Here is a 26,128-nt window from a genome sequence, read left to right as displayed (position 1 = left end):
AGCGGCCCTTTTTCTATGCGGCTTTTCCATTTAGCCGCCGGAAACACCCGGGTGAGCAGTTTTTCAGGGGTGCTGCTCCTTGGAATTCCCGCTGCTCCGCCCGGCAGCGCTGTCGGCGGTGTCGGTGATTTTGTCCAGCGATGCTTCCAGGCTTTGCCGTAAAGCTTCCACGTCCTCATCGCTGGGCTTTTTCGGGACTTCATCCGTCCATTCCTGGCACATCAGCACGCCGCGGGAAAACGGCAGCGGCAGCATCTGCCGGTCCCAGGTTGGCAGCCTGATCACCTTCTTCTCGGCAAAAGCCACGGTGAACACCCGGCAGCCGGTCATTCGTGCCCAGACGATCGGCACGGTGGAGGAGATGCGCGCGGGCCCGCGCGGCCCGTCTGCGGCGATGCCGATAGAACAGCCCTCCTTGGTGCGGCGCAGCACTTCGCGCGACAAGGCAACATGGCGCTTATGGCTCGACATCGGAATGGTCTCGAACCCGAGCCGCACCAGAATCTGCCCGGCCAGCCGTCCTGCCCGTGCCGAGGAGGTCAGTGCGCAAATACGGCCGAGAGAGGTGTCAAACAGATAGGGCGCCATGATCAGCCTCTGGTGCCAAAGCACAAAGATCACCGGCTCACCGCGGCGTACGCAGGCGTCCATTTCCTCAAAACCGCTGCGGGTCCAGCGCGAGGTGCGGAAGGCGAATCGCACGTAGGCGGCAAACAGCCCCTCAATGGCGCGGTTGACCTTGGGGCTGTCGGCGATTTTCTTTCTCAGGCTCACGGAATCCGGCTCATTCTTACAAGGAGACCGGGGGCGGGCCCGGTAATTGAACCCGTCTTACTGCATGGTCCGGCCGGGGCAAAGCCTGCGGCCGGAAAACCGGATTGCGATGCGCAGAAAATCCGCTTTTTCCTCTTGCCAGCGCAGTTCGCCTGCCGTAGGACATGCCGCACTACAGGGGTATAGCTCAGTTGGTAGAGCGACGGTCTCCAAAACCGTAGGTCGCGGGTTCGAACCCTGCTGCCCCTGCCAGTTTCAAGCCACAATCCGGTTCTCGTGCACCTGCTTGTTCAGGCAGGCCCGGCTGCGCACAGCCAGGCTGCCCATGCGCGGGTCAGGACAGTGTCAGATGGTCTGGCGCTTGTCCTTGCAAATGACGGCTGTAGGCTGCGTCAAAGGCGGCTTCGATCTGCCGGGTGAAGCGCTGCGGACTGAACAGCGGGGCGGCTTTGTGCTGTTCCAGCAATTTGCCGCGCAGGGCTGCGCAGGCCTCTGGATCGGACGCGAGCCGGGCTGCCATTTCCTCAAATTCACCGATGCTGGCGGCGATCAGTTCCGGCAGGCCGGCGGCCTGCAGAAGGCTGGCCCCGGTGCGGGCCGCAAACTGCTGGCCGGGCAGGGTGAGAACCGGCAGCCCGCCGGCCAGTGCCGCACGGGCAGAGGCAGTGGCATTGACGGTGAAAGTGTCCAGGAACAGATCTGCTAGCGGCAGGCGGGCCAGTTGTTCTGCCGGCGGCATTGGCGGAGCAAAGACCAGCCGGTCAGGGTCGATGCCGCAGGCAGCGGCGCTGCGGCGCAGGTTCGAGGTGGCATGATCGCCGTTGTCCTGCAGCCAAAGCACGCTGCCGGGGGTTTTGCCGAGCAGGCGCATCCAGATACCGAATTCGCGCTGTGAGATGCTGCCGCCGCTGGCAAAACAGCAGAATACGAACCCTTCTGCCGGCAAACCGCAGCCGGTCCGGTCAAGACTGTCCGAGCCCGCATTTGCGGGAGCCACGGCCATATAGCCTTCCGGCAAGCGCAGCAAAAACTCGTTGTGGTAGCGTTCGCTGCCCGGCGGGCACACGGTGGCATCGCTGACCAGATAGTCATAGGCGGCGGTGCCAATAGTCCCGGGGTAGCCCGGGCAGGCAATGTGCAGCGGTGCCAAGCGGGCAGCGAAGAGCGCTGGGCGGCTGCCCCGCGCAAAGCCGGTGAGATCCACGGCGATGTCCAGGCTGTCTGTCTTGACCGAATCTGCCATTGCCTCATGGGGCGTGCTGTCCAGGTTCCGCAGGCAGGAAACCGTCCGGCTGATTTCCGCGGCCGCCTCCGGGGCAAGCCCCGGGCCGATGGCATAGGCGAAGATCTCAAAGCGCTCGGAATCGTGTGCGGCTAGCATAGCGGAATGCTGCTCCAGGACCGCCGCCGCGTCGCAGCTGGCGAAAATGTAGCCGATCCGCAGCCGCTGCGGCCGCTGCTGGAGCGGCGGTGCGGCCAGCAATTCCGCTTTGTGAAACAGGTCGCTGGCATAAGCCTGGGCACGGGCGCGCAGCAGATCCGGATTGTCTTCCATCAGCATCAGCGCGCTTGGGTCGCAGCCGCCGCCCCTCAGCCCGAGCAGCCGGCGGCAGTCTTCGTATTCCTGCTCCCAGCGCCAGTCATTGAGCATAGCCAGCACATGCAGGCGCTGGGTGCGGGCGCGGTCATCGGACGGGGAGATCTCCAGGATCCGGTCAAAGCAGGGGAGCGCATCGGCATAACGGCCTGCCTCCTTGTGCAGCAGGCCCAGCTGGAAATGCGCTTCTGTCAGGCCGGGGTTGAGGCTGGCAGCCTGCCCGTAGTGATTTGCGGCGTCCGCATCTGCCCCCTGCGCCCGCAAATGCCCGGCCAGAGCCAGATGCACGGTGGCATCCTGCGGGGCCAGCGAAACCGCCTGCTGCAACGCCGCGGTGGCTTCGGCGGTGCGGCCCAGCAGCGGCAGCACTTCTGCCATGCTGCGCAGCGCCAGCAGGCAGTCTGCATCCAGCGTCAGTGCTTTCTGGAACAGGGCCAGCGCATTGTCCAATTCGCCGCGAGCAGTATGCACACGGCCCATGGCGGCATAGGTGCCGGCCGCCTTCGGGTCCATCCCGCAGGCTTTGTTGAGGCAGGTTGCCGCATTGTCCAGATGGCCTGCGGCGAGGTGGCAGCGGCCCAGGAAATCCCACAGGAAATGAGATTCCCGGAAGGTTTTGAGCAGCGCACCGCAGCTTTCAGCCGCATCGAAGTGGCGCCCGGCGGCCAGGTCCGCTTCCAGTTCCGCCTTGGTGTCGGCAGAGGGCTCCCGCTGGGCGCGCAGGCGGCCGCGCAGTGATTCCAGCGCTTCGACGGCGCGCTCATTCTTGGGGTTGCGGGCAAGAATGCCGGAATAGGCAAGCACGGCATCTTCGAGTTTGGAATCCCGTTCAAGCTGTTCCGCTTGGGACATGGAAAAGGCTGGAATCATGGCATCTGGTCTCACTGAAACACACGGGTTATGCCCGCGCTCCGCTTTGGGGGCCGGGGCTGCTGGCTACAGTTTTGCAGGAAGTGGATTAAAATTGGATTTACCGGGCCGCTCTGTGCATCCAGGCCGCCGGGGCAGGGCTTGAATTTACCTGCGCCAGGGGTTAAATCGCCTCCACTGCTAGCAGAGAGACACCCCCAGTATGGCGACTATCAACCCCGTTCAGTTCATTCAGCAGGTCCGTGCCGAAGTGTCCAAGGTCGTCTGGCCGACCCGGCGCGAGGTGCTGCTGACCACAGTCATGGTGTTCATCATGGCGGCGCTCACTGCGGTGTTCTTCGCACTGGTTGATCTGCTGATCCGCTGGGGTTTGCAGGGCATCCTGGGGATGTTCGGCGGCTGAGCCTGCAGCAGGGCGATGGCTTGGCGTCCGCTGTTGCTGCGCAGCACTTGATCTCGGCAGCAATGGACGGTAGGTGAGCCGTAACTATTGAGGCGGGCGTGCGGCGAATCGGGTTGCACGCCGCTTTTTGTTGAAGAGCGCAGCTTTTCGGCTGCAACAGGATGATCTAGGCGGCGGCACGGCAAACGGCCGGCCCGGCAAACAAGGACAACGGTTCATGGCGAAACGGTGGTATTCGGTCAGCGTTCTTTCGAACTTCGAAAAGAAAATCGCAGAGCAGATCCGCACCTCGGTCGCAGAGCAGGGCCTTGAGGATGAGATCGACGAGGTCCTGGTCCCCACCGAAGAGGTGATCGAGATCCGCCGCGGCAAGAAGGTCTCGACCGAGCGCCGCTTCATGCCCGGCTACGTGCTGGTGCATATGGAAATGTCCGACCGCGGCTACCACCTGATTTCCTCGATCAACCGCGTCACCGGCTTCCTGGGCCCGCAGGGCCGCCCGATGCCGATGCGCGATGCAGAAGTGCAGGGCATCCTGGGCCGCGTTGAGGAAGGCGTCGAGGCGCCGCGCACCCTGATCTCCTTTGAAGTGGGCGAGAAGGTCAAGGTCAACGACGGCCCGTTCGAGGATTTCGACGGCATGGTCGAAGAGGTCGACGACGACAACCAGAAGCTCAAGGTTACCGTGTCGATCTTCGGCCGCGAAACCCCGGTCGAGCTGGACTTTACCCAGGTCACCAAACAGGGCTGACAGCTCCCTCAGTGGAATTCATGACGCCGCGCTGCACAATGCAGCGCGGCTATTTTTTTGCCGGTTTTGCGGAGCGGTTCGCCTTCCGCCGCAGAACCCCTGCGGGCCGCAGGCCGCCGCCGCCCTGCGGCCGGTTCGGCAACCTGCGGCCCCGTGAAACGGGTCACCGGCCGGCTGCCATGCTCTCCGCAATCTGCTGTGGCAGCATTGGAAAATTCGTGACTGCGCCTTGCTGCGCGGCTGCAGCTGCCGGCTGTTTGCGATCCGGAGCCGGACGCCGGAACCGGGCTCTGAGCCGCTGCCGGAACCATGGTCTTCCGGAGGGCTTGGAAGGGGCGGGTAGCTGATTCTTAACGCGTTTTTTTTACGCTCACCGCCACTCCAGGAATTTTGCAGCAAGGATTCTGAATATGAATATGCGGTTTTTGGGCCATTTGTCAGTCAGTGCAAAGATCGCGGCGCTGGTTGCCGCGCCTCTGATGCTTTCGATGTGGTTTATGGGGCAAACCCTGCTGGGGCTGTACAAAAATGCCCAGGTCAACACCACCGAGGCCGGCGAGGTGCTCGAGCATATGAGCGAGCTGGTGCACAAGCTGCAGCTTGAGCGCGGGCTGAGCGCAGCCTACCTGGAAAGCACCGCCACCCGGGTTCCCGAAAAACTGGCCCAGGTCCGGTTGCAGAACAACACGGCGATGGATGCTTATCTGGATGAGATCAGCCATATCGACAAATCCCTCCTCCCCGTCGAAGCCGTGCAGGCAATCCAGTTTGCTCAGGCCGAGCTGGCGAAGAAGAAGGAAATCCGTGCCAAGATTGACGGCCACACGCTCTCGCTGAAGCGCACGCTGGGTTACTATACCGAATTGAACAAGGCTCTCATTCAAACGGGCCTCGCCCTGGCGAAAACCATCGATAATCCGAAGATTTCGCAAGAAGCGGTCGCGCTGTCATTTTTCATGCGCGCAATCGACGCCGCTGGCCTGGAGCGGGCCGCAGGCGCCGTTGGCTTTACCCACGGATGGAAGCCTGAGGACCGGGAAGCCTTTGTTGCGGATCATGAGCTGTTCAAGGAGCGCCTGTCACTGTTCAATGACTTTGCAACCGCCGAAGACCGGCAGGCATTGGAGGGAATTTTCAAAACCCCGGAGATGCAGAAGTTCGAGGAGATCCGCAAGGCGATCCTCAGCGGCGGTGCAAACACGGATATGACGCCGGAGCAATGGTTTGCCGCTGCTACCAGCGCTCTGAAAGTGCTCCAGAAGAAGGAAGTGATTCTGATTGAGCATCTTGAGCGGGACATGGCGGCCTTCGATGCCCGCAACAAGCTCCTTCTGGCGGAGATGGCAGTTCTGACGGCCGTGCTGCTGGCTGCGGTGCTGATCCTCAGCCTGATCGTCGCCCGCAACATGACCAAAGGTCTGGCGGTTCTGAACGTAGCGCTGCAGAAGCTGGGCAGCGGTGAAACCGAAGTCGAAGTGCCCGGTGCCGCGCGCCGCGACGAAATCGGGGCGGTTGCCCGCAACGTCGTCGACCTGCGCTCTGTGACCCAGCGGCGGCAGGAGGAGCGGATGCAGGAAGAAAAAGAGCGCCGCGAGGAGATCATGACCGTCACCAGCCGGATCGGTGAAGCGCTGACGGACCTCCAGCACAAACGCCTGAACAAGCCGGTCACCGAGTTTTTCCCGGAAGAGTTCAAATCGATCCGGATGGACATGAACGAGTCGCTTGCGGCGCTGAGTGCGGCCATCGCCAATATCGGCGAGCTGACCAGCAGCGTGGACGAAAGCACCAAGTCCATCGCCGAGGCCTCCATGGATCTGGCGCACCGCACCGAGGCGGAATCCGCAACGCTGGAGAAGACCACGCATGCGATCAGCGAGCTGACCGAAAATGTGCGGCAGTCGGCGGAGAATGCCGGCAACGCCGAGCAGCTGGCCTGCACCGCGCAGGATGGCGTGCGGTCCTGCGACGACGTGATGAAGAACACCATTTCGGCGATGGACAAGCTGCAGGAATCCTCGCAGGAGATTTCCCAGATCACCAAGGTGATCCAGGACATTGCCTTCCAGACCAACCTGCTGGCGCTGAACGCCGGGGTCGAAGCCGCCCGTGCGGGCGAGGCCGGCCGCGGCTTTGCGGTTGTCGCCAGCGAGGTCCGCATGCTGGCGCAGCGCTGTGCCGATGCCGTTCAGCAGATTGACGAGCTGACCGCGCGCAGCTCTGAACAGGTCAAGAACGGCGCCGCTCTGGTCGACGCGGCAGGCCGCGCCATGGCGGACGTCAGCGGCCAGGTGACGGAGATTTCCGGTCTGGTTGTGGATATCGCAGGCAACATGAAAGAGCAGTCCTCGCAAATGGGCGACGTCAACAAGGCGGTGAATGAGCTGGAAATGATGGCTCAGCAGAATGCCGCCATGGCAGAGGAAACCACTGCCGCCACGACCTCTCTATCGGAACAGGCCCAGGATCTCCGCGAACTGGTTCAGCAGTTCACTCTTGATCAGGCCGCGCCGGTTCCGAACGCGCTGCCGGGCCCTGATGACAGCGTGCCGCCTGGGGCTGCGATCAATTTTGACGCAGAGGACGACTGGGAACAGGACTTCGGGCCGAACAGCTCCGCAGCCTGACCGCTGGCCCCAATACCCAGGTGACCAAACAGGGGTGATTGGGCCTTCCAGAAAAAATCGAAGCGCCGTGTTGTTTTGCAACGCGGCGCTTTTGTGTTTCGGGCGGCATCTGGTGCTTGCTCCAGTCAGGTGGAGGGCTCATCAAGACAGCGTGCTGCCGTAATTTTTCATCTAAGTCAGCCGGGCCGGGTAATGAAATTCTCATGCCCGGTGTTGGGTAGATTGGAATTCCATCTGATGCGCCCGCTGCGGCGGTCAAACGATCCGATGATCAATCCAAGGGCAGTCGGGACTGCCTGGCACAAAAGAGTAGCACCTATCAAAAAGCCGATAACAAATGCGATGTCGCTCCAAGATCTGATGCCCGCAGCCACGTCCCTAAAGATGGATCGCGACATGTCTGATGCACTCAAAATGCAGAGAAGGGCAGCCCAGAGAACTGCCCGGCCGGAATGGCGTAGGATCAAGCTGCTCTTCACTCCCTGCTGTGCAAGCCCTCTGAAGAACCTGAAGTTTGCGCGTGGCCTGAGCGCCAGCATTGTGATTTGCAAAAGAGGGCCGATGACAGGAATTTTTTGCGCCCCTTGCAACGGCCCCGATTGGTAGTCGAAGGAAGTGCGTTTCCCGGCGTCAACAAATTTTGCAATGTTCGTTTGGGTTTCTGCCCTTGAAGCATCTATGCTTTTCTTGCCGGGAAGGGATGCAAACAATTCGTCAGAAGGCCAAGTTTTCACCTCTACTACGCCGTCATGGTTTAGGGGGGAATAGGGAGTGGCCAGAGTTCCCTTGTTGGTTTGCCATAGCTGCCGCGGTGAGTTTTGGCCATCTTCGGTTTGAAACTCGAAAAGGTAAAAGCACCAACGCACCCCCTGTTCTTCAAGTTCTCTAACTTGCTCAGGGGCAAAACCATTGCCGAAGGCTTTGTCGGATTGGGCAGCAGAAAGTGTCTCTTGGTAGGCATCAGATTGGGTCACAAGGCTGATCCAATAACTGATGGCCTCCTTGTGAGGCAGGAGCTGAAAGCCATAAGATTTGATCGCAGCAGGTACCATTAAATCAAACGGGATCTGTTCGGCGGCTGCAGTCATACGGACGTGAAGTTCATCCAGTTCAGGTTGAAGTCCGGCCAAATTTTCCGTCGATAGGTCCGGGTAGTCAGCTGCGCTTTCAGAAACGCGGACCACCAGATCCACATAGTCCTGAAAAACATTTGCTGCTTGGTCAAATCCCATCCGGCGAAAGCACACGGCTCTTTGGCGGTTCCAGATGACGTCGTCGCCTTCGCAACCGGCTCTCAGATCATTTGCCGCGTAAGCAAAGGTCATCAGGTCTTGCAGAAGGTAATCTTCGTGAATGTCTTCGGCCAGGCGGAGCTCTTCCAGAATGGATTTGATCCTATCACATTTGATAAAGCTGTCATTTATGCCGGATAGACTTCCGAGATGGGATTTTAGAGTTTTGAAGGAAATTTGAGAGTTGTTGGGCACTACGATTTTCGTATCAACCACTTCAAATCTCCTTAAGAATGCAGTTTTCCAGGTTTGAATGCACCGCAAATCTCACATAGGAGGCAGCGGAAGCCAAGCTTGCAGCTTTCTGTCCCTGTTGGCTTGCCAACCCCAGCGTTCCCCTGTACATGCCGCCTCTATCGTCTTCGGGCGAGATTCTCTCGTGGGAGATCAAGGGATCGCGATCCCGGCATCCGACCACGCAACATGCACTGGGTGAAACGCGTTTCACTCTCGTTGAAAGGACAACCAAATGGCTAAGAAGCTTGTTGGTTCGATGAAGCTGCAGGTTCCTGCAGGTCAGGCAAACCCCTCTCCGCCCGTCGGCCCGGCCCTGGGTCAGCGCGGCATCAACATCATGGAATTCTGCAAGGCGTTCAACGCCAAGACCGCAGACATGGAGCCCGGCGCGCCGTGCCCGACCGTGATCACCTACTATCAGGACAAGTCCTTCACCATGGACATCAAGACGCCGCCCGCGTCTTACTACCTGAAGAAGGCGGCCAAGGTGAAATCCGGCGCGAACAACCCGTCGCGTGAAACCGTCGGCACCGTGTCCGTGGCCCAGGTGAAAGAAATCGCCGAAGCCAAGATGAAAGATCTGAACGCCAACGACATCGATGCGGCAATGCAGATCATCCTGGGCTCCGCCCGCTCCATGGGCATCGAGGTGAAGTAAGATGGCAAAGCTCGGTAAACGCACCCGCGCCGCGCGCGAAGCTTTCGCAGGCAAAGAAAACCTGTCCGTGGAAGAAGCAGTTGCCCTGGTGAAAGCCAACGCAACCACCAAATTCGACGAGACCGTTGAAATCGCCATGAACCTGGGCGTCGACACCCGCCACGCAGACCAGATGGTCCGCGGCGTGGTCGGCCTGCCGAACGGCACCGGCAAAGACATGCGCGTTGCAGTCTTCGCCCGCGGCCCGAAAGCAGACGAAGCCAAGGAAGCAGGCGCAGACGTGATCGGCGCCGAGGACCTGATGGAATCCATTCAGGCCGGCAACCTGGACTTTGACCGTTGCATTGCAACCCCGGACATGATGCCGATCGTCGGCCGTCTGGGCAAAATCCTGGGCCCGCGCAACCTGATGCCGAACCCGAAAGTCGGCACCGTGACCATGGACGTGAAAGCGGCCGTGGAAGCAGCCAAAGGCGGCGAAGTCCAGTTCAAGGCGGAAAAAGGCGGCGTTGTGCACGCAGGCGTCGGCAAAGCCTCCTTCGACGAAGCCAAGCTGGTCGAAAACGTCCGCGCATTTGTGTCGGCCGTGGCCAAAGCCAAGCCGTCGGGCGCAAAGGGCGCTTACATGAAAAAGATCAACCTGTCCTCGACCATGGGTCCGGGCATCACGGTTGACGTGGACAACGCTGTTTCCGAGTAATCGGACCCTCGCGTTACCCTTTCAGGGCCCGGGCCGCGCAAGCAGCCCGGGTCTTTTTTGTTTCGCTTTGCGCGATCCGTTCTGCTCATCGGTTTTGGAGCCGCGCGGGCGCTGCCAGCCGCTCTTTTGCGTTTTTCGCGGAGTCGTGCTAGGGTCCCGCCTCAAAATACAGGGCGCCCGGCTTTGCGGGGGGCCCGATTAGGAGTTGGAAAACTCCCTAAAACCTTCTAAAGACACTCCTGCAGCCCAGCGTGCGATTCGTCGTGCGCTGTTTTGCATTTCGTCCAAGATGGTGGGTGGCCTCTCGATCGGGCCTTAATTTCCCTCCTGAGACGGGTAAGACCAGGAAGATCGAGGGTTTTCATTCCCTCGGGCGACTTTGGCTCATCCCGTAAAACGGACCTGAACGCCGGGCCATCTGGTTCGGCAAATATGAGCCGGGATGCCTCGCATCCCTAACTTGGAGAGAACTGTGGATAGAGCCCAGAAAGAGAAAGTGGTCGAGGAACTCGGCCAGATCTTCGAAAGCTCTGGCGTCGTGGTGGTAGCTCACTACGCCGGTCTGACAGTTGCCGAGATGCAGGATCTGCGCGCGCGTGCAAGCGAAGCGAACAGTTCCGTGCGTGTTGCCAAGAACAGGCTCGCCAAAATCGCCCTCGAGGGTAAGCCGTGTGAAAGCATGGCCGGCCTGCTGACAGGGATGACCGTTCTGACCTACTCCGAAGACCCCGTGTCCGCCGCCAAGGTGGCCGAGGCTTTCGCCAAGGATAACAAAAAGTTTGAAATCCTCGGCGGCGCAATGGGTGAGAACGCTCTGGACCGTGCCGGTGTCGAAACCGTGTCGAAAATGCCGTCCCGCGACGAGCTCATTGCTCAGATCGCAAGCTGCATTGGCGCACCTGCTTCGAACATCGCCGGCGCGATTGGCGCACCTGCAAGCAACATCGCAAGCATCCTTTCGACCATCGAAGAGAAGGCGGAAGCTGCGTAAGCGGTTGGCACTGAATGACTGGCGTGGGGAAACATCCCGCACGTTGGAACACACACTTGTAAACGGAAAGAGCTGATACAATGGCTGATCTGAAAGCACTCGCAGAAAGCATCGTGGGTCTGACCCTGCTGGAAGCACAAGAACTGAAAACCATCCTGAAAGACGAATACGGCATCGAGCCCGCAGCTGGCGGCGCAGTTGTCATGGCAGCTGGCGGCGACGCCGGCGGTGCAGCTGAAGAAGAAAAGACCGAATTCGACGTCGTTCTGAAGAACGCCGGCGCTTCCAAGATCAACGTGATCAAAGAAGTCCGCGGCATCACCGGCCTGGGCCTGAAAGAAGCCAAAGAGCTGGTCGAAGCAGGCGGCAAGATCAAAGAAGGCGTCGACAAAGCCGAAGCCGAAGAAGTCAAAGCCAAGCTGGAAGCAGCTGGCGCAGAAGTCGAGCTGGCCTAAGCCCGTCTTCTGGTGCATCGCTGATGCATCGACATTTGGCTGGGTCCGGATTTTTCCGGGCCCAGCCGAACCTGTCTTAGAAAGGGCCCTAAATTCCGGGGCGTTTTTTCAGGCGAGGTTCAAGGGATCGGGAGGCTGCCTTCGGGACGGTGGCCATGAATTGATCCGAACACGCTGTCTCGTATGGGCAAGGTGCCGGGGCCCGGCGGCAACCTTGACCGGTGAGAACTCGAAAGGTGACATCTGACATGGCTCAATCGTTCCTTGGCCAGAAACGTCTACGCAAATACTACGGCAAAATCCGCGAAGTGCTGGAGATGCCGAACCTCATCGAGGTGCAGAAATCTTCCTACGATCTGTTCCTGCGCTCCGGCGATGCCGCCGAGCCGCTTGACGGCGAAGGCATCAAAGGCGTCTTCCAGTCGGTCTTCCCGATCAAGGACTTCAACGAAACCTCCGTTCTGGAGTTCGTGAAATATTCCTTCGAGAAGCCGAAGTACGACGTCGAAGAGTGCATGCAGCGCGACATGACCTACTCGGCGCCGCTGAAGGTCACCCTGCGCCTGATCGTTTTTGATGTGGACGAAGACACCGGCGCCAAGTCGGTGAAGGACATCAAGGAACAGGACGTCTTCATGGGCGACATGCCTCTGATGACCCCGAACGGCACCTTCATCGTGAACGGCACCGAGCGCGTGATCGTGTCCCAGATGCACCGCTCGCCGGGCGTGTTCTTCGACCACGACAAAGGCAAGACCCACTCCTCGGGCAAGCTGCTGTTTGCCTGCCGCATCATCCCGTACCGCGGCTCCTGGCTGGACTTTGAGTTCGACGCCAAGGACATCGTCTTTGCCCGTATCGACCGCCGCCGCAAACTGCCGGTGACCACCCTGCTCTATGCTCTGGGCCTGGACCAGGAAGGCATCATGGATGCCTACTACAACACCGTGCAGTTCAAGCTGGAAAAATCCCGCGGCTGGGTCACCCCGTTCTTCCCGGAACGCGTGCGCGGCACCCGCCCGACCTACGACCTGGTTGACGCAGGCACCGGCGAGATCATCTGCGAAGCGGGCAAGAAGGTCACCCCGCGCGCCGTCAAGAAGATGATCGAAGAAGGCACCATCACCGAGCTGCTGGTTCCCTTCGAGCACATCGTCGGCAAATATGTCTCCAAGGACATCATCAACGAAGACAACGGCGCGATCTACGTCGAAGCCGGTGATGAGCTGACCCTGGAATACGACAAGGATGGCGAACTGATCGGCGGCTCCCTGAAAGAGCTGCTGGACGCAGGCATCACCGACATTCCGGTTCTGGACATCGACAACGTCAATGTCGGCCCCTACATGCGCAACACCATGGCGGCGGACAAGAACATGGGCCGCGAAAGCGCGCTGATGGACATCTACCGCGTGATGCGCCCGGGCGAGCCGCCCACCGTCGAAGCCGCGTCGGCCCTGTTCGACACCCTGTTCTTCGATTCCGAGCGCTACGACCTCTCCGCGGTTGGCCGCGTGAAGATGAACATGCGTCTGGCGCTCGACGCCGAGGACACCCAGCGCACCCTGCGCAAGGAAGACATCGTCGCCTGTATCAAGGCGCTGGTCGACCTGCGTGACGGCCGCGGCGATGTCGACGACATCGACCACCTGGGCAACCGCCGCGTGCGGTCCGTCGGCGAGCTGATGGAAAACCAGTACCGCGTCGGCCTGCTGCGCATGGAGCGTGCGATCAAAGAGCGGATGTCCTCCGTCGAGATCGACACCGTGATGCCGCAGGACCTGATCAACGCGAAACCGGCCGCAGCTGCGGTGCGTGAATTCTTCGGCTCCTCGCAGCTGTCGCAGTTCATGGACCAGACCAACCCGCTGTCGGAAGTCACCCACAAACGCCGTCTCTCGGCGCTTGGCCCGGGCGGCCTGACCCGCGAGCGTGCCGGCTTTGAGGTCCGCGACGTTCACCCGACCCACTATGGCCGGATGTGCCCGATTGAGACCCCGGAAGGCCCGAACATCGGTCTGATCAACTCGCTGGCCACCTTTGCGCGCGTCAACAAATACGGCTTCATCGAAACGCCTTACCGCGTTGTCAATGAAGGCCAGGTGACCGACGAAGTGCACTACATGTCGGCGACCGAAGAGATGCGCCACACCGTGGCGCAGGCAAACGCGACCCTGGATGAGAGCGGCAAGTTCATCAACGATCTGGTGTCGACCCGCCAGTCCGGCGACTACACCCTGGCGCCGCGCGAAACCGTCGACCTGATCGACGTCTCGCCCAAGCAGCTGGTCTCGGTCGCAGCCTCGCTGATCCCGTTCCTGGAAAACGACGACGCCAACCGCGCTCTGATGGGCTCGAACATGCAGCGTCAGGCGGTTCCGCTCCTGCGCGCCGAGGCGCCGCTGGTCGGCACCGGCATCGAGGAAAAGGTCGCAATCGACTCCGGCGCGGCCATCCAGGCCAAACGTGCCGGCATCATCGACCAGGTTGATGCGCAGCGTATCGTGATCCGCGCCACCTCCGATCTGGAGCTGGGCGACGCGGGCGTTGACATCTACCGCATGCGCAAGTTCCAGCGTTCCAACCAGAACACCTGTATCAACCAGCGTCCGCTGGTGAAGGTGGGCGACACCGTACAGAAAGGCGAAGTGATCGCCGACGGCCCGTCGACCGATATGGGCGAACTGGCGCTGGGTAAAAACGTGGTCGTCGCGTTCATGCCCTGGAACGGCTACAACTACGAAGACTCCATCCTGATCTCCGAGCGCATCGCGCGCGACGACGTCTTCACCTCGGTCCACATCGAGGAATTCGAAGTCGCCGCCCGTGACACCAAGCTTGGGCCGGAAGAAATCACCCGCGACATCCCCAACGTCGGCGAGGAAGCCCTGCGCAACCTCGACGAGGCGGGCATCGTCTACATCGGCGCCGATGTGGAGCCGGGCGACATTCTGGTCGGCAAGATCACTCCGAAGGGCGAAAGCCCGATGACCCCGGAAGAGAAGCTGCTGCGCGCCATCTTCGGCGAAAAAGCATCTGACGTGCGCGACACTAGCTTGCGCGTCAAACCGGGCGATTACGGTACTGTGGTCGAGGTTCGCGTCTTCAACCGTCACGGCGTCGAGAAAGACGAGCGTGCGCTGCAGATCGAGCGTGAGGAAGTCGAGCGTCTGGCCCGTGACCGGGACGACGAGCTGACCATTCTGGACCGCAACATCTATGCGCGCCTGCGCGGCATGCTGCTGGGCAAAACCGCGGTCAAAGGCCCCAAAGGCGTCCGCGCCGGTGCCCCGATCGACGAAGCCCTGCTGGACAGCCTGTCCCGCGGCCAGTGGTGGATGCTTGCCCTTGAGGACGAGCAGGACGCCCAGGTCGTTGAGGCTCTGAACGAGCAGTACGAAGCACAGAAACGTGCTCTGGACGCCCGTTTCGAGGACAAGGTCGAGAAGGTCCGCCGCGGCGACGACCTGCCGCCGGGTGTGATGAAGATGGTCAAAGTCTTCATCGCCGTGAAGCGCAAGCTGCAGCCGGGCGACAAGATGGCCGGCCGTCACGGCAACAAAGGTGTGATCTCGAAAGTGGTGCCGATGGAGGACATGCCGTTCCTCGCCGACGGTACCCCGGTCGACTTCTGCCTTAACCCGCTGGGCGTGCCGTCGCGTATGAACGTCGGTCAGATCCTGGAGACCCACATGGGCTGGGCCGCACGCGGCCTCGGCATCAAGGTGGACGACGCGCTGCAGGAATACCGCCGCTCGGGCGACCTGACCCCGGTCCGTGACGCGATGCACCACGCCTATGGCGACAACGTCTATGACGAAGGCATCGCTTCGATGTCCGAAGGCGAGCTGATCGAAGCTGCAGGCAACGTGACCCGCGGTGTGCCGATTGCGACCCCGGTCTTTGACGGCGCCAAGGAAGATGACGTCAACAACGCCCTGGTGCGTGCGGGCTTTGACCAGTCCGGCCAGTCGATCCTGTTCGACGGCCGCACCGGCGAGCAGTTTGCGCGTCCGGTGACCGTTGGCATCAAGTACCTGCTGAAGCTGCACCACCTGGTGGACGACAAGATCCACGCGCGTTCCACCGGCCCGTACTCGCTGGTCACCCAGCAGCCGCTGGGCGGTAAGGCGCAGTTCGGCGGCCAGCGCTTCGGTGAGATGGAAGTCTGGGCTCTGGAAGCCTATGGCGCCGCCTACACCCTGCAGGAGATGCTCACCGTCAAATCGGATGACGTCGCCGGCCGGACCAAGGTCTATGAGTCGATCGTCAAGGGCGAGGACAACTTCGAAGCGGGCGTTCCGGAATCGTTCAACGTTCTGGTCAAAGAAGTCCGCGGCCTCGGCCTGAACATGGAACTCCTGGATGCGGAGGTTGAGGAGTAAGGGCCCCGCGCCCTTCTCCCGTCCCCCCTTCCGCAAGATTTGAGGTATCAAAATGAACCAGGAAATCACCAACAACCCGTTCAACCCGCTGACCCCGCCGAAGGTCTTTGATGAAATCAAAGTCTCGCTGGCGTCGCCGGAACGGATCCTGTCTTGGTCCTATGGCGAAATCAAAAAGCCCGAGACCATCAACTACCGGACCTTCAAGCCCGAGCGCGACGGCCTGTTCTGCGCCCGGATCTTCGGCCCGATCAAAGACTACGAGTGCCTGTGCGGCAAATATAAGCGGATGAAGTACCGTGGCGTCGTCTGCGAGAAATGCGGCGTCGAGGTCACCCTGCAGAAAGTGCGCCGCGAGCGCATGGGCCACATCGAGCTGGCCGCACCGGTTGCGCACATCTGGTTCCTGAAGTCGCTGCCGTCCCGCATCGGCCTGATGCTGGACATGACCCTGCGCGATCTGGAACGTGTTCTGTACTTTGAAAACTACGTTGTCATCGAGCCGGGCCTGACCGACCTGACCTATGGTCAGATGATGACCGAAGAAGAGTACATGGACGCCCAGGATGCCTATGGCATGGACGCCTTCACCGCCAACATCGGCGCTGAAGCGATCCGTGACATGCTGGCCCAGATCGACCTGGAATCGGAAGCCGAGCAGCTGCGCGCCGAACTGGCCGAAGCCACCGGCGAACTGAAGCCCAAGAAGATCATCAAGCGTCTGAAAGTTGTGGAATCCTTCCTGGAATCGGGCAACCGTCCGGAATGGATGATCATGACTGTGATCCCGGTTATCCCGCCGGAACTGCGCCCGCTGGTTCCGCTGGACGGCGGCCGCTTTGCGACCTCCGACCTGAACGACCTGTACCGCCGCGTGATCAACCGGAACAACCGTCTGAAGCGTCTGATCGAGCTGCGCGCACCTGACATCATCGTCCGCAACGAAAAGCGGATGCTGCAGGAATCCGTTGACGCTCTGTTCGACAACGGCCGCCGCGGCCGCGTCATCACCGGCGCCAACAAGCGTCCGCTGAAGTCGCTCTCTGACATGCTGAAAGGCAAGCAGGGCCGCTTCCGTCAGAACCTTCTGGGTAAGCGCGTCGACTTCTCCGGCCGTTCGGTGATTGTGACCGGTCCTGAGCTTAAGCTGCACCAGTGCGGCCTGCCCAAGAAGATGGCGCTGGAGCTGTTCAAGCCCTTCATCTACTCGCGTCTGGAGGCCAAGGGCCTGTCCTCGACCGTGAAGCAAGCGAAGAAGCTGGTCGAAAAAGAGCGTCCCGAAGTTTGGGATATCCTCGATGAGGTGATCCGCGAGCACCCGGTGATGCTGAACCGCGCACCGACGCTGCACCGCCTTGGCATCCAGGCGTTCGAACCCACGCTGATCGAAGGCAAGGCAATCCAGCTGCACCCGCTGGTCTGCTCGGCGTTCAACGCGGACTTCGACGGCGACCAGATGGCTGTGCACGTCCCGCTGAGCCTTGAGGCCCAGCTGGAAGCGCGCGTCCTGATGATGTCGACCAACAACGTTCTGTCGCCTGCCAACGGCGCGCCGATCATCGTTCCTTCGCAGGATATGATTCTGGGTCTCTACTATGTGACCCTGGAGCGCGAAGGCATGCCCGGCGAAGGCAAGATCTTTGGCACCATCGACGAGGTTCAGCACGCGCTGGACGCCGGCGAAGTGCATCTGCACTCCAAGATCACCGCGCGGATTACTCAGATCGACGAAGAGGGCAACGAAGTCCTGCAGCGGTTTGAGACCACCCCGGGCCGTGTCCGCCTGGGCGCGCTGCTGCCGAAAAACGCCAAGGCTCCGTTTGAACTGGTCAACCGCCTTCTGCGGAAGAAAGAGGTTCAGCAGGTCATCGACACCGTCTACCGCTACTGCGGCCAGAAAGAGTCGGTTATCTTCTGCGACCAGATCATGACCATGGGCTTCCGTGAAGCGTTCAAGGCCGGCATCTCGTTCGGCAAGGACGACATGGTGATCCCGGACGGCAAGTGGACCATCGTCGACGACACCCGCGATCAGGTGAAAGACTTTGAACAGCAGTACATGGACGGTCTGATCACCCAGGGCGAAAAGTACAACAAAGTTGTCGATGCCTGGTCGAAGTGCAACGACAAGGTCACCGAGGCGATGATGGGCTCCATCTCTGCCGACAAGCGCGACGAAAACGGCGCCGTGATGGAACCGAATTCGGTTTACATGATGGCCCACTCCGGTGCGCGTGGCTCGGTCACCCAGATGAAGCAGCTGGGCGGTATGCGCGGCCTGATGGCCAAGCCGAACGGCGACATCATCGAGACCCCGATCATCTCGAACTTTAAAGAAGGCCTGACCGTTCTCGAGTACTTCAACTCGACCCACGGTGCCCGTAAGGGTCTGTCGGATACCGCGCTTAAGACGGCGAACTCGGGTTACCTGACCCGCCGTCTGGTGGACGTGGCTCAGGACTGCATCGTGCGCGAGCACGACTGCGGCACCGAGCGTGCGATCACCGCTGAAGCTGCGGTCAACGACGGTGAGGTGGTGGCGTCGCTGGGCGAGCGCATCCTGGGCCGTGTGGCTGCGGATGACATCAAGCGCCCGGGCACCGAAGAGATCATCGTGGCCGCCGGCCAGCTGATCGACGAGCGCATGGCGGATGCCGTGGAAGAGGCGGGCGTTCAGTCGACCCGCATCCGCTCGCCGCTGACCTGTGAGTCGGAAGAGGGCGTCTGCGCCATGTGCTACGGCCGTGACCTGGCCCGCGGCACGCAGGTGAACACCGGCGAGGCAGTCGGCATCATCGCGGCCCAGTCGATCGGTGAACCTGGCACCCAGCTGACCATGCGGACCTTCCACATCGGCGGCGTTGCCCAGGGCGGTCAGCAGTCGTTCCTGGAAGCGTCCCAGGAAGGCAAGATCGTCTTCGAGATGCCCAGCACCCTGGTCAACGCCAACGGCGAGACCCTGGTTGTGGGCCGCAACATGAAGCTGATCATCCAGGACGAGCACGGCGAAGAGCGCGCCAGCCACAAGCTGGGCTACGGCTCCAAGCTGTTCGTCAAGGAAGGCCAGAACGTCTCCCGCGGCGACAAGCTGTTCGAATGGGACCCCTATACCCTGCCGATCATCGCCGAGAAGCCGGGTACCGCGAAATACGTGGACCTGATCTCGGGCCTGGCAGTCCGCGACGAGACCGACGAAGCCACCGGCATGACCCAGAAGATCGTGATCGACTGGCGTGCGGCTCCGAAGGGCTCCGACCTGAAGCCGGAGATCATCCTGGTCGACAGCAACGGCGAGCCGGTTCGCAACGACAACGGCAACCCGGTCACCTACCCGATGTCCGTGGATGCGATTCTGTCCTGCGAGGACGGTCAGCAGGTCATGGCTGGCGACGTTGTTGCGCGTATCCCGCGTGAAGGCGCCAAGACCAAGGACATTACCGGTGGTCTGCCGCGCGTTGCGGAACTGTTCGAAGCCCGCCGTCCGAAAGATCACGCGATCATCGCCGAAATCGATGGCCACGTGCGCTTCGGCCGCGACTACAAGAACAAGCGCCGTATCGCGATTGATCCTGTGGACGAGTCGCTGGAGCCCGTCGAATACATGGTGCCCAAAGGCAAGCACATCCCGGTTGTGGAAGGCGACTTTGTCCAGAAGGGCGACTACATCATGGACGGCAACCCGGCGCCGCATGACATCCTGTCCATCATGGGTGTCGAGGCACTGGCGAACTACATGATCGACGAGGTCCAGGACGTCTACCGCCTGCAGGGTGTGAAGATCAACGACAAGCACATCGAGGTGATCGTCCGCCAGATGCTGCAAAAGTGGGAGATCTCCGACTCCGGCGACACCACGCTGCTGAAAGGCGAACACGTCGACAAGCAGGAGTTTGACGCAGCCAACGAGAAATCGCTGGCCCGCGGCAAGCGCCCCGCTCAAGGCGAACCGATCCTGCTCGGCATCACCAAGGCGTCGCTGCAGACCCGCTCCTTCATCTCGGCGGCCTCCTTCCAGGAGACCACCCGCGTTCTCACTGAGGCCTCGGTGCAGGGCAAGAAGGACAAGCTGGTCGGCCTCAAGGAGAACGTCATCGTGGGCCGCCTGATCCCGGCCGGCACCGGCGGCGCGACCCAGGCTGTGCGCTCGATTGCACAGGGCCGCGACAACGTGGTTCTGGAAGCCCGCCGCGAAGAAGCCGAAGCCGCTGCAGCCCTGGCCGCACCGGTGATGGACGAGGACGTGATGGGCGGCGGCGATGATCTGGACATCCTGGTCGAAACCCCGGAAAGCCGCGACTAAGCCCCGGCTGAACACATTCGGAAAAGCCCCCGCATGGCAGCATGCGGGGGCTTTTTCATTTTCCGCACCCCGGGTATCTGTGGTGCAATGGGCGTGCAGCCCGGGAAAAACACAAGCCCAGCGGGCAAGGGAGCAGCAATGGACTTAAGGTTGCGGATGGTCGGTCTGGTGCGGTTCTCCGTGCTCAGCAAGGATTATTACTCGGAGCGGTTCAACTCTCTTGAGGAAAAGGCTGAGCATCTGTTCTCGCCCGAGCGGATGGAACTGCGCTTCCGGCTGTTCGAACAGCTGTGCCTGCGCTCCCTGACCCAGCAGAGCGATCCCAGCTTCCGGCTGATTGTGCTGACCTCCGAAGACCTGCCTGAGGAGTATCTGGAGCGGCTGCTGGCACTGACCGAGCCTTACAGCAATGTCTATTGCCATGGTGCGGCACCGATGACCCACTACCGGCAGCTGAAAGAGGCCTACAGCCTTGTGCATTTGCGGCGGGCCACCCACCATGTTTTGTTCCGGCTTGATGACGATGACGCGGTGGACAAGGACTTTGTCAAACGAACCAAGGCCTTTGCCCGCGGGATGATCCCGCTGCAAGGGGAAGGCGAAACGCCCTTTGTTATTGCGCATAACCGCGGGCTGTACCTGGAAAAGACCGAAGACGGCACCAAAGTCTTTGATACCTGCGAACGCGCGCCGCTGTCTGCCGGGCTGGCCCTGGTGGCGCCTGTCGCGCACGGCGGCAACCCCTATACCTTCAACCACCGCAAGATCGCCCAGCACTACAACACATTCTCGGACACAACGGTGCCTGCCTTCGTGCGCACAATCCATGGCGACAACAAGTCCAACCCGGCCAAAATGGGACTGACCGGCAAATGGCGCCCGAACCAGGTCGAAGCCGCCCTGCAGGAGCACTTCGGCTTCACCGCAGACGGGCTCAGGGACCTCTTGCGATGACCCCGAACCAGACCGGGGCCCTGCTGATGGCAGGCAGCATGGCGGCCTATACTTTCAACGACGTGCTGGTCAAGCTGACAGGCGGCGTTCTGCCTCTGCCGCAGATCCTGACCATTCGCGGGCTGGCGGCCAGCGTCCTGATCTATCTGCTGGCCCGGCGGCTCGGCAGCTTGCGCCTCAGCCTCTCTGGCAGCGCCTGGGCCATGCTGGGACTGCGCTGTGTTTTCGAGGTTGCCAACACCTACCTGTTCCTCACGGCGCTGATGCTGATGCCGATCGCCAATGTGACAGCAATCCTGCAGGTTCTGCCGCTGGCGGTCACGCTCAGCGCCGCGCTGTTCCTGCAGGAGCCTGTCGGCTGGCGGCGGCTTGCGGCCATTGCCGTTGGCTTCTGCGGCATGCTGCTGATCGTGCGCCCCGGGCCGGAGGGCTTCAGCGAGGGCGCCCTTTACGCGCTGGCCGCCGTCGCCTGCATTACTGCCCGCGACCTGGTCACCCGCCGGATGCCGTCCGAAGTGCCGTCGATGACGGTGACCCTGTCGGCCTCGGTTTCGGTGCTGCTGTTCGGCATCGCGGCCTCGGCCGCAACAGAATGGCAGCCGATGGGCAGCACCGAGTTCCTGGCCTTGATGGGCGCAGCCCTGTTTATCCTGGCCGGCTACCTGTGCTCAGTGATGACCATGCGGGTGGGGGAAGTCGCAGTTGTAGCGCCGTTCCGCTACAGCGGCCTTATCTGGGCGCTGATCCTCGGCTGGGCCGTGTTCGGAGAATGGCCGGACTACCTGACCCTGGCAGGCGCCGTGATTGTCGCCGGCGCCGGCATCTTCACACTTTACCGCGAACGCCGGCAGTCCCGCCGTGGACAGGCCTGAAAGCTACCGCTGAAAGACCTCCTGCACCTGCGGGGCGCGGATCGCAAAGCGGGCTTCGAATTCGCCTGCCTGTTCCGCGGTCAGCGGGGCAAGGTCCGGCGACTTGACGGCCTTCTGCCGCGAGTCGTTAAAGCGGTTGTGGGTGCGCACGAACATTGGCGCATCGGTGATGGTGACCGTGGGCATGAACCGGTTGATCCTGTTGTGGGCGAAATTCATGATCGTCAGCGGGCAGCCGCCGCGCACATGCATGCCTAAGGCCGCGGTGAAATAGGAATAAACCCCTTCTGCCGCCGAAATCCCGTCAGGCCCGGCCTCGGCCAGGTAGCCGCGGTTGAAATCAATCGCCACGCTCTTGTTCCGGCGCATCAGCCCGCTGCAGTCTCCGGCTGCGGCGCGCAAGCGCTCGACGAAATCGACGGAGACCGCATCGTCATCGTCAAAGCGGAACTGCAGACAGGGCTGGCCGGGATCCTTTCGGGCACTGTTCAGGATCTCCTTCATCACCTCGCGGTGGCGCCGCGGCGGCTCGGCACGGATCTGCACCTGCGGCAGATCCGCGGTCAGATCCCGCAGCCGGTCGCGGTATGCCCGGGGCAGGCTGTCGCCAATCACCATGATCAGGTCGAAGTCCGGGTCTGTCTGTTCGCGCAGACAGGGCAGGGCGATGGCTTCCAGCAGCCGGAACCGCTCCTCCATCCGCGCCTCGTCATAGAGATAGGCAATGCGGTCTTCGATACTGTCGTGCTCGACTTGGAAGCCGCCAAGCGCCGGATAGGAAAACCGGCACAAACCGATGACCTGCATGCTGAAATCCAATTCTTGCCAATGTGCTGCCGCCGTGACTATGAAGCCATGCCCGCCGCCGGGCAAGCAGCCTGTTCCTCAGGCTCCCCCGGCTGCCGCGGCAGCGGTTGACAACCCGCGCGACTCCCCATATACGCGCGCCTATCCGGCACCCGGAGTACGTCTTCGAAAGCCGAATTCAAAATTGCAGTGTCTCAAGGCCTGGGCACTTTTATCACCCTGGCCCTCTGTAACCTCACCGCGTCGTCTCACCTCGGAATGGGAGCGATTGCGGTTTTTGCGCTTGTGGACGCACAAGTGCAGCGAAATAACCCGCACGCGCCGGCGTGCATGACAAGTTGCTAAACGGGGAATACCTGAATGCCAACGATCCAGCAGCTGATCCGCAAGCCGCGTCAGCCGAAACGCAAAGTTTCGAAGTCCCAGCACCTCGAGCAGTGCCCGCAGAAGCGCGGCGTCTGCACCCGCGTGTACACCACCACTCCGAAGAAACCGAACTCCGCTATGCGGAAAGTTGCGAAGGTCCGCCTGACCAACGGTTACGAAGTGATCTCCTACATCCCCGGTGAAAGCCACAACCTTCAGGAACACTCCGTGGTTCTGATCCGCGGCGGCCGTGTAAAAGACCTTCCGGGTGTCCGTTACCACATCCTGCGCGGTGTTCTGGATACCCAGGGCGTCAAAGACCGTAAGCAGCGCCGCTCGAAGTACGGCGCGAAGCGTCCTAAGTAAGAAGGAGAGGCTGATATGTCACGTCGTCACGCCGCTGAAAAACGCGAAGTTCTGCCCGACGCCAAGTTCGGCGACCGCGTTCTGACCAAATTCATGAACAACCTGATGATCGACGGCAAGAAGTCGGTCGCAGAGCGTATCGTCTACAACGCATTCGACCGCGTTGAAGCCAAGATCAAGCGCGCTCCGGTTGAAGTCTTCCACGAAGCCCTGGACAACGTCAAACCGTCCGTTGAGGTCCGCTCCCGCCGTGTGGGCGGTGCGACCTACCAGGTTCCGGTTGAAGTCCGCCCCGAGCGCCGTGAAGCGCTGGCCATCCGCTGGCTGATCACCGCCGCCCGCGGCCGCAACGAGAACACCATGGAAGAGCGCCTCGCAGGCGAGCTGCTGGACGCCGTCCAGTCCCGTGGCACCGCGGTCAAGAAGCGCGAAGACACCCACAAGATGGCAGAGGCGAACAAAGCCTTCTCGCACTATCGCTGGTAAGCCGGAGGACACAGACCTATGGCACGCGAATATCCGCTCGAACTGTACCGTAACTTCGGTATCATGGCGCACATCGATGCAGGCAAAACCACCTGCTCCGAGCGCATCCTGTACTACACTGGCAAATCCCACAACATCGGTGAGGTGCACGACGGTGCAGCCACCATGGACTGGATGGAGCAGGAGCAGGAACGCGGCATCACCATCACCTCGGCTGCGACCACCACTTTCTGGGAACGCACCGAAGACGGTAAAACCGCCGACTCTCCGAAGCACCGCCTGAACATCATCGACACCCCCGGCCACGTTGACTTCACCATCGAAGTTGAGCGTTCGCTGGCGGTTCTCGACGGTGCAGTCTGTGTTCTGGACGCCAACGCCGGTGTTGAACCCCAGACCGAAACCGTGTGGCGTCAGGCTGACCGCTACAAGGTTCCGCGGATGGTGTTCGTCAACAAGATGGACAAGATCGGCGCCGACTTCTTCAACTGCGTCAACATGATCGAAGACCGCACCGGCGCCCGCGCGGTTCCGGTTGGTGTTCCGATCGGCGCAGAGACCGAGCTGGAAGGCCTGGTTGACCTGGTCAACATGGAAGAATGGCTGTGGCAGGGCGAAGATCTGGGTGCATCCTGGGTCAAAGCTCCGATCCGCGACAGCCTGAAGGACATGGCTGACGAATGGCGCGGCAAAATGGTGGAAGCGGCCGTCGAAATGGACGACGACGCCATGGAAGCCTACCTGGAAGGCGAAGAGCCCGACGTTGCGACCCTGCGCAAACTGCTGCGCAAAGGTACTCTGGAACTGGCCTTCGTTCCGGTTCTGGGCGGTTCCGCGTTCAAGAACAAAGGTGTGCAGCCGCTGCTGAACGCCGTGATCGACTACCTGCCCAGCCCGCTGGACGTTGTCGACTACATGGGCTTCAAACCCGGTGACGAAACCGAAGAGCGTAACATTGCCCGCCGCGCGGACGATGACATGGCGTTCTCCGGCCTGGCGTTCAAAATCATGAACGACCCCTTCGTCGGCTCGCTGACCTTCACCCGGATCTACTCCGGCGTCATGAACAAGGGCGACACGCTTCTGAACTCCACCAAGGGGAAGAAAGAGCGCGTCGGCCGGATGATGATGATGCACTCCAACGACCGCGAGGAAATCACCGAAGCGTTCGCAGGCGACATCATCGCGCTGGCAGGCCTGAAGGACACCACCACCGGTGACACCCTCTGCGCCGTCAACGACCCGGTTGTTCTGGAAACCATGACCTTCCCGGATCCGGTGATCGAGATCGCGGTTGAGCCGAAAACCAAGGCCGACCAGGAGAAAATGTCCCAGGGTCTGGGCCGTCTGGCCGCCGAAGACCCGTCCTTCCGCGTGGAAACCGACCTGGAATCCGGTCAGACCATCATGAAGGGCATGGGCGAACTTCACCTGGACATCCTGGTTGACCGCCTCAAGCGCGAGTTCAAGGTTGAAGCCAACATCGGTGCGCCGCAGGTGGCCTACCGCGAGACCATCTCCAAAGAGGTCGAGCACTCCTACACCCACAAGAAACAGTCGGGTGGTTCGGGTCAGTTCGCCGAAGTGAAGATGATCATCTCGCCGACCGAAGCCGGCGAAGGCTACTCCTTCGAATCCCGCATCGTCGGCGGTGCGGTTCCGAAGGAATACATCCCCGGTGTTGAAAAAGGCATCCAGTCCGTCATGGACAGCGGCCCGCTGGCCGGCTTCCCCGTGATCGACTTCAAGGTTGCCCTGATCGACGGTAAGTTCCACGACGTTGACTCCAGCGTTCTGGCCTTTGAAATCGCTGCCCGCATGGGTATGCGCGAAGGCATGAAGAAAGCCGGCGCCAAGCTGCTGGAACCGATCATGAAGGTCGAAGTGATCACCCCGGAAGAATACACCGGCGGCATCATCGGCGACCTGACCTCCCGCCGCGGCCAGGTGTCCGGCCAGGAGAACCGCGGCAACGCAATCGCCATCGATGCGTTTGTGCCGCTGGCGAACATGTTCGGCTACATCAACACCCTGCGTTCGATGAGCTCGGGCCGCGCCCAGTTCACCATGCAGTTCGATCACTACGATCCGGTGCCGCAGAACATCTCCGACGAGATCCAGGCGAAATACGCGTAAGCGTCAGAAAATCGGGGGTTCGCAGGCTGCGGGCCCCCCTCGAAACAAAAGGAGGCCATCATGGCTAAGGAAAAGTTTGAACGTAATAAACCGCACGTCAA

General features: G+C 61.2%; 18 protein-coding genes and 1 tRNA gene. 15 read left to right on the top strand and 4 right to left on the bottom strand.

Annotation, left to right across the window (positions count from 1 at the left end; all coding sequences use genetic code 11):
- Positions 1 to 63: 63 nt before the first annotated feature.
- The gene (locus tag RA20_RS23445) at positions 64 to 774 is read right to left on the bottom strand and encodes a lysophospholipid acyltransferase family protein (RefSeq protein ID WP_039134890.1); all 711 of its coding nucleotides are present in this window, start codon (positions 772 to 774) and stop codon (positions 64 to 66) included.
- Positions 775 to 950: 176 nt separating this feature from the next.
- Here RA20_RS23445 and RA20_RS23440 point away from each other — a divergent pair.
- Positions 951 to 1,026 (top strand) — tRNA-Trp (locus RA20_RS23440).
- Positions 1,027 to 1,108: 82 nt separating this feature from the next.
- Here RA20_RS23440 and RA20_RS23435 read toward each other — a convergent pair.
- Positions 1,109 to 3,241 (bottom strand): O-linked N-acetylglucosamine transferase, SPINDLY family protein, encoded by a 2,133-nt coding sequence (locus RA20_RS23435; RefSeq protein ID WP_039134885.1) that lies wholly within the window; start codon positions 3,239 to 3,241, stop codon positions 1,109 to 1,111.
- Positions 3,242 to 3,443: 202 nt separating this feature from the next.
- Between RA20_RS23435 and secE the strand changes: the two genes are divergently transcribed.
- From secE to RA20_RS24830, 3 genes are all read left to right on the top strand, one after another.
- On the top strand, positions 3,444 to 3,644 hold the full coding sequence (secE, locus tag RA20_RS23430; RefSeq protein WP_039134882.1) for a preprotein translocase subunit SecE: 201 nt from the start codon (positions 3,444 to 3,446) through the stop codon (positions 3,642 to 3,644).
- 217 nt (positions 3,645 to 3,861) lie between these two features.
- Entirely contained in the window at positions 3,862 to 4,395 is a 534-nt protein-coding gene (gene nusG / locus RA20_RS23425; protein ID WP_039134879.1) for a transcription termination/antitermination protein NusG, read from the top strand.
- A 410-nt stretch (positions 4,396 to 4,805) separates the two neighbouring features.
- On the top strand, positions 4,806 to 7,022 hold the full coding sequence (locus tag RA20_RS24830; RefSeq protein ID WP_052249147.1) for a methyl-accepting chemotaxis protein: 2,217 nt from the start codon (positions 4,806 to 4,808) through the stop codon (positions 7,020 to 7,022).
- 176 nt (positions 7,023 to 7,198) lie between these two features.
- Here the strand turns inward: RA20_RS24830 and RA20_RS23410 are convergent, their stop codons facing one another.
- Entirely contained in the window at positions 7,199 to 8,530 is a 1,332-nt protein-coding gene (locus RA20_RS23410) for a hypothetical protein (protein WP_039134873.1), read from the bottom strand.
- Positions 8,531 to 8,783: 253 nt separating this feature from the next.
- Between RA20_RS23410 and rplK the strand changes: the two genes are divergently transcribed.
- The 8 genes from rplK (at position 8,784) to RA20_RS23370 (ending at position 21,866) form a co-directional block, all read left to right on the top strand.
- On the top strand, positions 8,784 to 9,209 hold the full coding sequence (gene rplK, locus RA20_RS23405) for a 50S ribosomal protein L11 (RefSeq protein WP_039134872.1): 426 nt from the start codon (positions 8,784 to 8,786) through the stop codon (positions 9,207 to 9,209).
- A gap of 1 nt (position 9,210) precedes the next feature.
- Positions 9,211 to 9,909: a 50S ribosomal protein L1 gene (rplA, locus tag RA20_RS23400; protein WP_039134871.1), complete on the top strand. Its 699-nt coding sequence runs from the start codon at positions 9,211 to 9,213 to the stop codon at positions 9,907 to 9,909.
- Between the two features lie 472 nt (positions 9,910 to 10,381).
- The gene (gene rplJ / locus RA20_RS23395; RefSeq protein ID WP_039134869.1) at positions 10,382 to 10,900 is read left to right on the top strand and encodes a 50S ribosomal protein L10; all 519 of its coding nucleotides are present in this window, start codon (positions 10,382 to 10,384) and stop codon (positions 10,898 to 10,900) included.
- Positions 10,901 to 10,980: 80 nt separating this feature from the next.
- Positions 10,981 to 11,355: a 50S ribosomal protein L7/L12 gene (gene rplL / locus RA20_RS23390; RefSeq protein ID WP_008755409.1), complete on the top strand. Its 375-nt coding sequence runs from the start codon at positions 10,981 to 10,983 to the stop codon at positions 11,353 to 11,355.
- A gap of 248 nt (positions 11,356 to 11,603) precedes the next feature.
- Positions 11,604 to 15,740, top strand: a complete 4,137-nt coding sequence (rpoB, locus tag RA20_RS23385; protein ID WP_039134865.1) for a DNA-directed RNA polymerase subunit beta — start codon at positions 11,604 to 11,606, stop codon at positions 15,738 to 15,740.
- A gap of 52 nt (positions 15,741 to 15,792) precedes the next feature.
- Positions 15,793 to 20,040, top strand: coding sequence for a DNA-directed RNA polymerase subunit beta' (gene rpoC, locus RA20_RS23380; protein ID WP_039134862.1), 4,248 nt, complete (start codon positions 15,793 to 15,795; stop codon positions 20,038 to 20,040).
- Between the two features lie 138 nt (positions 20,041 to 20,178).
- The gene (locus tag RA20_RS23375) at positions 20,179 to 20,994 is read left to right on the top strand and encodes a glycosyltransferase (RefSeq protein ID WP_039134896.1); all 816 of its coding nucleotides are present in this window, start codon (positions 20,179 to 20,181) and stop codon (positions 20,992 to 20,994) included.
- Entirely contained in the window at positions 20,991 to 21,866 is an 876-nt protein-coding gene (locus tag RA20_RS23370; RefSeq protein WP_039134860.1) for a DMT family transporter, read from the top strand. Before RA20_RS23375 ends, RA20_RS23370 begins: the two co-directional genes overlap by 4 nt.
- Positions 21,867 to 21,869: 3 nt before the next feature.
- On the opposite strand, the gene RA20_RS23365 is transcribed toward RA20_RS23370, so the two are convergent.
- Complete coding sequence (locus tag RA20_RS23365) at positions 21,870 to 22,673, bottom strand: putative rhamnosyl transferase (RefSeq protein WP_039134893.1); 804 nt, start codon at positions 22,671 to 22,673, stop codon at positions 21,870 to 21,872.
- Between the two features lie 360 nt (positions 22,674 to 23,033).
- On the opposite strand from RA20_RS23365, the gene rpsL reads away from it, so the two are divergent.
- From rpsL to fusA, 3 genes are read left to right on the top strand one after another with little or no spacing between them, the layout of a single operon-like run.
- On the top strand, positions 23,034 to 23,405 hold the full coding sequence (rpsL, locus tag RA20_RS23360; protein ID WP_019298617.1) for a 30S ribosomal protein S12: 372 nt from the start codon (positions 23,034 to 23,036) through the stop codon (positions 23,403 to 23,405).
- Positions 23,406 to 23,420: 15 nt separating this feature from the next.
- Positions 23,421 to 23,891: a 30S ribosomal protein S7 gene (gene rpsG, locus RA20_RS23355; protein ID WP_039134851.1), complete on the top strand. Its 471-nt coding sequence runs from the start codon at positions 23,421 to 23,423 to the stop codon at positions 23,889 to 23,891.
- Positions 23,892 to 23,909: 18 nt separating this feature from the next.
- The gene (gene fusA, locus RA20_RS23350) at positions 23,910 to 26,027 is read left to right on the top strand and encodes an elongation factor G (RefSeq protein WP_039134848.1); all 2,118 of its coding nucleotides are present in this window, start codon (positions 23,910 to 23,912) and stop codon (positions 26,025 to 26,027) included.
- The last annotated feature ends 101 nt before the right edge of the window (positions 26,028 to 26,128 follow it).

Source organism: Leisingera sp. ANG-Vp, from assembly GCF_000813725.1.
Lineage (GTDB): Bacteria > Pseudomonadota > Alphaproteobacteria > Rhodobacterales > Rhodobacteraceae > Leisingera.
This window is presented reverse-complemented; position numbering and strand designations above follow the sequence as displayed.